Genomic DNA, 7,469 nt, shown 5'->3' on the forward strand with positions numbered 1-7,469 from the left:
CGCCCCCACACTCCTGCGCGTCCCCCTCGATCTCCACCACCGCGTAGGTGGCCCCGCCGCGCCGGGCCCGGACGCTCCCGACGACATACCCGCCCGCCGCCGTGAACACCCCGGCGACGATCGCGCCCGCGCGGCCCGCGCCGCCCGGCCGGGCGAACACGGCGTCGCGCAGCCCGCGTGCCACCCCGGCCGGCAGGACCCGTGTGGTGTACCGGCGCTCTGACTCAAGTCCCTTGTCGGCGCCGACGCTTCGGGCCACCAGCGCCTTGGAGAGACCCTCGGCGTACGTACGCGTACGGAAGTACCCGAAGTGCTCGCGCACCGCGGGCACCCGGTGGTGGATCACCGCCCGGTCGTCGATCAGCAGCACCGCGTCCGGCCTGGCCCGCGTGAGCCGGATGCAGAGTTCCGTCTCCTCGCCGCCCAGCGGACGCTTGTCGCCGTCCCGCCCGATACCGGTCGCGAAACCGCCGGCCGCGTCGAACGCCGTACGCCGGAACGAGGCGTTGCCGCCCAGCACGTTGCGCACCCGGACCCGGCCCGGCGGCAGGCCCTTGTACGTGCAGCCCACCACCCAGTCGAACTCCTCGGGGAACCAGGCCGGCCTGCGCCCCGACGCCCAGATCGGCATCGTCCGGCCGCCGACGGCCATCACCTTCGGATCGGCGTACGCCTCGGCGAAGTACCGCAGCCACTCCCGCTCGGCCACGGCGTCGTCGTCGAGGAAGGCGACGACCTCGCCGCGCGAGGCGGCGATGCCGGTGTTGCGGCCCGCGGACAGCCCGCGCGGGCCGGCGTTCGCCAGCACGCGGACCTCGCCCGTCTCCCTCAAGTCCTTGTACTCCCTGGTGAGTCGGTCCAGGAGAGCGGGGTTGTGGTCGACGACCAGCAACGTCTCCAGCGCGGGCCGTGACTGGGCCCGCACCGAGGAGACCGCCGCGAGGATGTCCTCCCAGCGGTCCTCGGTGTAGACGCAGATCACGACAGCGATGTCGGGACTGCTCAAGACACCTCTCCCCGGACCGAGGTGAGCTGCGGGTCGCGCTGCGGGTCGGGGGTGCCGATCTTCGTGGAGCGCGAACGACGGCGCAGCGCACGCCGGTTGGAGCGCTCCTTGAGGATCACCTTGAGCACCCGGATCCCGTCCCGCACGGCACGCAGATTGCTCGTGCCGTGGATACGGAGGTACTCGTGGCTGGGGATCTCCTGCACCTTGAGGCCGGCCTTGACCACCCGGATGTTGATGAGCGTCTCGATCTCGAAGCCGGTGCAGTCGAGGTCGATCTTGTCGAGGCAGTGCCGCCAGAACGCGTTGTATCCGTAGCAGAGATCGGTGTAGCGGGCGCCGAACTTGCGGTTGACGATCGTGCACAGCGCCCAGTTGCCGAGCTTGCGGATGAACGTCATGTCGTCCGTGCCGCCGCCGTTGGCGAAGCGGGAGCCCTTGGCGAAGTCCGCGCCCGAGACGAGGGCGGAGACGTAGCTGACGATCTCGTTCCCGTCGGCCGAGCCGTCCGCGTCGACCATCACGATGATGTCGCCGCCGCAGGCCTCGAACCCGGTGATCAGGGCATCCCCCTTGCCCTTGCCCCGCTGTTCGACGACCTTGACCCCGGGCCACAGCTCGCGGGCCACCTCGACGGTGTTGTCGGTGGAATTGCCGTCCACAAGAACCACTTCGTGTATCCACGCCGGAAGTGTCTTGAAGACGTAGGGGAGATTCTCCGCCTCATTCATGGCGGGAATCACCACGCTCACCGGCGGTGTGATCGCCAGGTGAGAGGAGATGGGCCGGTATTCGGCCGACATTAACGGATCTTGGCCCGATGTCGCTGGGCGCAGAACAGAACTCACGAGTCTGGTCCCTCTCGTCCGGCGGACCGCCCGCCCCTGGGCGGCCCGGCTCTGTGCTCCGGTTCGAAAGGGGGGTTCTCACGGGCGCCACGGAGAAATAGATCTCCGAGCACGCATGGTGAGCTGGCAAAACTGGTCGACCCCCGGAAAGCATGAAAGCCGGCCGCGCGGCACGACTCGGTCACAGAAACGGTCACCGAGCACGGCACCCCCCTACCGCGCCCCGCCCCGGATCCATCGCGGTCCTTGAGCCCTCCCCTAGAGCCGCTAGATGATGAACCAGTGCGGGTGAGATGTACGACGGTATTGATGATTGAACCTGTATGGCAAGGCCTGGAACGAGGCCTCACGTTTTTGTTGGTTTGACCGTTACACAACTTTGTCAGACGTTGTGGACCGGCATATGCCGTATGAATACCGATAGCGATATCAGGCCACTGATCGCCGCCACCGTGATGATTCCGCCGTCGACCGACCACCGGTGCACGGCCAGCATTCCCTGGGCCACCAGCATGTCGACGACCACCGCGCCCGCCACCGAGGTGAGAACACGGCCGAAGGGATCAAGTCCGCGCAACACCGCGGCAATTGCCGAGGCCGGCGCCGCGAACAGGAAGAACAGCGCGAAAGGACCGCGCAACGGTGATCCCGAGTCGACGAGCGCGAGCAGCGCGCCCGTGCCTCCCACGGCGACCGCCGCGCCCGCGAGCAGTGGCGCCAGGTCCCTCCCCGGTCCTGGTCGTGCCCGCTCGGTGTCGGCGATGGATGGTCTCTTGGTACGTGTGGATGGTCTCTTGATACGTAAGGTCTGCATTGGCGACTTTGCCCCCCAGCGCGCCGGATGCCGGACTTCAATGTCGCGCAGCCCGACCGGGCACGTCAAGGTGCGCAAGACGCTTGCACCGGTTCTCGCGCATCCCCGAATGGATGTTCCCCGGAGGCGTGTGCTGCCTCCGGGGAAACGGTGGTTCAGGTGGAGCGGGCGGGCGTGGTGCGGGCGGTCGTCACGGGACGAGCTTCAGCAGCTTGTTCGGCGAACCGGTGCCCGCGCTGGTCACGACACCCGAAGTGGCGCCGTTCACCAGGGCCGTGGCGACCTGGGCCGGCGTGGACGAGGTGTGGCCCGAGAGATAGACGGCGGCCGCGCCCGCCACGTGCGGGGTCGCCATCGAGGTGCCCGACAGGGTGGCGGTGGCGGTGTCGCTGGTGTTGTAGCCCGCCAGGATCGACGAGCCGGGCGCGAAGATGTCCAGTATCGAACCGTAATTGGAGTAACTGGCCTTGGCGTCCGTGCTGGTGGTGGCGCCGACCGTGATCGCGGTGGAGACCCGGGCGGGGGAGTACGAGGAGGCGTTGGCGGCGCTGTTGCCCGCCGCGACCGCGTAAGTCACCCCGCTGGATATGGAGTTGGCGACCGCCGTGTCGAGTGAGGTGGAGGCGGAGCCGCCGAGCGACATGTTGGCGACCGCCGACGTGGTGTGGTTCGAGGTCACCCAGTCGATGCCCGCGATCACCCCGGCCGTCGTGCCCGAGCCGCTGTTGTCGAGCACCCGGACCGCCACGATGTTCGCCTTCTTGGCGACGCCGTACGTCGAGCCCGCGATGGTCGTGGCCACGTGCGTGCCGTGGCCGTTGCCGTCGGAGGCGGTGGTGTCGCCGTCGACCGCGTCGTAGCCGTACGCGGCGCGTCCGCTGATCTGGGTGTGGGTGATCCGGACGCCGGTGTCGATGACGTACACGGTCACCCCGCTGCCCGCGCTGTCCGGGTAGGTGTACGTCCCGGAGAGCGGCAGGGCGGCCTGGTCGATGCGGTCCAGGCCCCAGGGCGCGCTGGACTGGGTGGTGTCGGTCAGGTGGACGCGCTGGTTCTGCTCCACCGCGGCGATCGCCGGGTCGGCGGCGAGTCTCTCGGCCTCGGTGGCGGAGAGGCTCGCCGTGTAGCCGTTCAGCACGGTGCCGAACGTCTTGGTGACCGTGCCGCCGTACTCCTTGATCAGGCCCTTGCCCTCGGTCGAGGACACCTTGAGGCCGGCGTTCTTCTTGAGGGTGACGATGTAGCTGCCGTCGACGGCTGTGGGGGAACCGGCGGCCAGTACCGTGCCCGTGGCCGGGGCGGCCTGGGCGGGGAGGGCGGTGAGCCCGCCGACGAGAGCGGCGGTGGCGGCGCCGGTCAGTGCGGCGAGCCGGAGCTTGTTGCTACGCAGGAGTGCCATTACGAGGGAGTCCTCCTCCAGGCGGCGCGCGCCCGGGTCGGCGCGCGACTGTGGGGATGCGCGCGTTGACGCGCGCACGGCCGTGGAGCGTTGCGTTCCGCACCAAGGCTGAGCAAAGCCTGGGTCATGAACCGGTGTGGTTCAAGGGAGTTGACGGTCTGTCACAGAGCTGTCATGAGCACGCAATCCAACTCCCTGTCGGCCTCTCTATTGGCATGGACACTTCCCGGCAATGCGCGTAGTTGGTACGACAGTTGTGGCAGAGATCCTGCTAAGGGAGGTTCCATGAGACGTTCCCGATTTACGGCATACGTGACCTCGCTCCTCCTCGCCGCGGCACTCGCCCTCACCGGGGCGATGACGGCGCAGGCGTCCCAACTCGCCGCCACCGGCGGCTATGTGGCCCTCGGCGACTCCTACTCCTCCGGCGTCGGTGCGGGCAGCAAGATCAGCTCCAGCGGGTCCTGCGACCGCAGCACCAAGGCCTTCCCCTACCTCTGGGCGGCTGCGCATTCACCCTCGACGTTCGACTTCAAGGCCTGCTCGGGCGCTCGTACGGGTGATGTTCTCGCCAACCAGCTCGGCACCCTCAGCGCCTCCACCGGCCTCGTCTCGATCAGCGTCGGCGGCAACGACGCCGGCTTCACCGACGTCATGACGACCTGCGTCCTTCAGTCCGACAGCGCCTGCCTCACCCGGATCGCCACCGCGAAGGCGTACGTCGACTCGACGCTGCCCGGCCTCCTCGACAAGGTCTACTCGACGATCAGCGCCAAAGCCCCCTCCGCGCACGTGGTCGTGCTCGGCTACCCCCGCTTCTACAAGCTCGGCACCACCTGCCTCGGCCTCTCCACGACCAAGCGCTCCGCCATCAACGGCGCGGCCGACTACCTAGACGCCGCCCTCGCCAAGCGCGCCGCCGACCACGGCTTCACCTTCGGCGACGTACGCACCCCGTTCACCGGCCACGAGATCTGCTCCGGCAGCTCCTGGCTGCACAGCCTCAACCTGCTGAGCATCAGCGAGTCGTACCACCCGACCGCGGGCGGCCACTCCGGCGGCTATCTGCCGGTGTTCACCAGCGCGGCCTGACGTCTCACTCGTCCGAGGGTGACGCCGAATCCGATGCGGAGGCCCCGTCCGACGGGGTCTCCGTCAGGCAAGTCACCGAGAACGGCACGGAGTTGGACTCCTCCTTGACCGGGCTGCGGATCTCGACACTGATCTCGTTCGTGAACGTCCCGCTGCTCGAGTACGTCGTGAGGAACACCCGGTCCTGCTTGGTCTTCCCGCCGCCCGACGGGAACGACAGCGTCTTCCAGCCGGGGTTGGAGACCGAACCGGTCTTCGTCACCCACCGGTAGGACACCTCCGCGGGCAGCTTCCCCACCGTGATGCTCGCCGTGAACGTCGGCGCCTTCGCGTTCGGCGGCGGACAGCTGCCGGAGTACTCGGTGTTGGCGCCCTCCACCGTCGCCTTCACCGACTGCGGCGCCGACGAGGACTTGCTGGCGCTCGGGCTCGGCGTCTCGCTCGCGGCCGTCGTCTCACTGCTCGCGCTGGGCGAAGTCGCGTCCGAGGGCTGGCTCTTGGGGCTGCTGGTGCCCTTGCCCGCGTTCGCGTCCCCGTCGTCGTTCCGGTTCAGCAGCGCGTACGTCAGCCCGCCGATCGCCAGGGCCAGCGCGAGCACACCCGCGATGATCACGACAGCCGCCCGCCGGTTCTGGTGCGGCTCGTCCGCGGCCGTCGGCGTCGAATAGGAGGCGGGCGGCGGCCCGAAGCCCTGCGGCGGCGTCCGCGAGTCCTGCTGGGAGTAGGAGTCCTGCGGGGACCCCGCCATCGTCGGCGAGTACGGCGTCGTCGGCGCCGTGGACGCGCGAGGAGCACCGCCCGCGGCCACCAGCCGCAGATCCTGCTCCGCCTGCGCCGCGGACATCCGCTCGGCCGGGTCCTTGCGCAGCAGCCCCTCGATGACCGGGGCCAGCGGCCCCGCCAGCCGCGGGGTCGGCAACTCCTCGTCGACGATGGCGCGCAGGGTGCTCAGCGGGGTGTTCTGGCGGAACGGCGAGTGGCCCTCGACCGCCGCGTACAGCAGCACGCCCAGCGCCCACAGGTCGGACTCGGGGCCCGGCGTACGGCCCAACGCCCGCTCCGGGGCGAGGAATTCGGGCGAGCCGATGACCTCTCCGGTCATGGTGAGCGCCGAACTGCCCTCGACCATCGCGATACCGAAGTCGGTCAGCACCACCCGGCCGTCGTTCGACATCAGCACGTTGGCCGGCTTCACGTCCCGGTGCAGCACCCCGGCGTCGTGCGCGGCCCGCAGCGCGGCCAGCACCTCGGCACCGATGTGCGCGGTCCGCTGCGGCGTCAACGGGCCCTCGGCGTCCAGGAGATCGGCCAGGGACATGCCCCGCACCAGCTCCATGACGATCCAGGGGCGGCCGTCCTCCGTCGCCACGTCGTACACCGTCACCACGTTGCGGTTGGCGACCCGCGCCGCCGCCCACGCCTCGCGCTCCAGCCGGGCGTACATCCGCTCGACGTCACCGGACGCCAGTCCGGCCGGCGCGCGCACCTCCTTGACCGCGACCTCGCGTTGCAGTACCTCGTCGCGGGCCCGCCACACCGTGCCCATCCCGCCCTCACCGAGGGGGGACAGGAGCCGGTAGCGGCCCGCGATCACACGTTCAGTGCCCGGATCTTCGGACATGGGCTCCCCCCATTCGCAGCCGGGCGAATTCTCGCCAAACGTAACTCAGCCGAGCGCTGATGCCGCCCCCTTGAGCACCAATCCGACCCCGAGAGCCACGACGACGAGCGCCGATGCCAGCGGTGCGGTCCGGCGGACCAGGACTGCCACGGTGCTGGTGGTCCAGCGGGGGCGCCGGTCCAGCACACGGTTCATTCCTGTACCCAGCTTGACGACGGCGAATCCGGCGGCTGTGAGGGTGAGGGCGAGACCGACGCCGTACGCGACGACGAGCAGCAGCCCGAACCACGCCTGACCCAGTGCGGCGGCCCCCACGAGGACGACCACGGCGGACGGACTCGGCACGAGCCCACCGGCGAAGCCGAGCAGGATCGTGCCGCGCACGGTGGGCGCGGTGTCGTGGGTGTGGGTGAAGCCGCCGTGCGTGTGTTCCACGGCGTGGTCGTGGTCGTGCGTGTGGCCATGGTCGTGGGGGTGGGGGCGGTCATGGCCGTGCTCGTGGGTGTCGTCGTGGTCGTGACTGTGGACGTGGTCGTCGTCGTGACTGTGCGGGTGCGGGTGTGCGTGGGTCTCGGTGTGGGGGGCCGCGGACCCGGCTCGGGCGTGCGCGGAGGCCAGGACGGCCGGGTGAACTGCGTGGTTAGAGTAGCCTCATTTCGCAGCACGGCATGAGAACAGGGAGCCGACAG

6 protein-coding genes and 1 pseudogene are annotated in these 7,469 nt (G+C 69.6%); 1 reads left to right on the plus strand and 6 read right to left on the minus strand.

Annotated elements, in window-relative coordinates; genetic code table 11:
• From ACNFOC_RS47460 to ACNFOC_RS47475, 4 genes are all read right to left on the minus strand, one after another.
• Positions 1–1,006 (minus strand): glycosyltransferase family 2 protein (locus ACNFOC_RS47460; RefSeq protein WP_416965211.1); only part of this gene is annotated, 1,006 nt, incomplete at its 3' end.
• A complete protein-coding gene (locus ACNFOC_RS47465) occupies positions 1,003–1,854 on the minus strand; it encodes a glycosyltransferase family 2 protein (RefSeq protein ID WP_416965212.1) in 852 nt (283 codons plus the stop codon). The genes ACNFOC_RS47460 and ACNFOC_RS47465, both read right to left, overlap by 4 nt.
• Before the next feature lie 382 nt (positions 1,855–2,236).
• Positions 2,237–2,746, minus strand: a complete 510-nt coding sequence (locus ACNFOC_RS47470; protein WP_416965213.1) for a hypothetical protein — start codon at positions 2,744–2,746, stop codon at positions 2,237–2,239.
• 112 nt (positions 2,747–2,858) lie between these two features.
• Positions 2,859–4,067 carry a S8 family peptidase gene (locus ACNFOC_RS47475; protein ID WP_416965214.1) on the minus strand — a complete coding sequence of 403 codons (1,209 nt, stop codon included), beginning with the start codon at positions 4,065–4,067 and terminating at the stop codon, positions 2,859–2,861.
• Positions 4,068–4,352: 285 nt separating this feature from the next.
• Between ACNFOC_RS47475 and ACNFOC_RS47480 the strand changes: the two genes are divergently transcribed.
• Complete coding sequence (locus tag ACNFOC_RS47480) at positions 4,353–5,159, plus strand: SGNH/GDSL hydrolase family protein (protein ID WP_416965215.1); 807 nt, start codon at positions 4,353–4,355, stop codon at positions 5,157–5,159.
• 4 nt (positions 5,160–5,163) lie between these two features.
• On the opposite strand, the gene ACNFOC_RS47485 is transcribed toward ACNFOC_RS47480, so the two are convergent.
• Both ACNFOC_RS47485 and ACNFOC_RS47490 read right to left on the minus strand, forming a co-directional pair.
• On the minus strand, positions 5,164–6,780 hold the full coding sequence (locus ACNFOC_RS47485) for a serine/threonine-protein kinase (protein WP_416965216.1): 1,617 nt from the start codon (positions 6,778–6,780) through the stop codon (positions 5,164–5,166).
• A 45-nt stretch (positions 6,781–6,825) separates the two neighbouring features.
• Positions 6,826–7,401 (minus strand): annotated as a pseudogene (locus ACNFOC_RS47490) (urease accessory protein UreH domain-containing protein); the annotation flags it as partial.
• Positions 7,402–7,469: the final 68 nt, after the last annotated feature.

The organism is Streptomyces colwelliae (assembly GCF_048158785.1).
GTDB lineage: Bacteria > Actinomycetota > Actinomycetes > Streptomycetales > Streptomycetaceae > Streptomyces.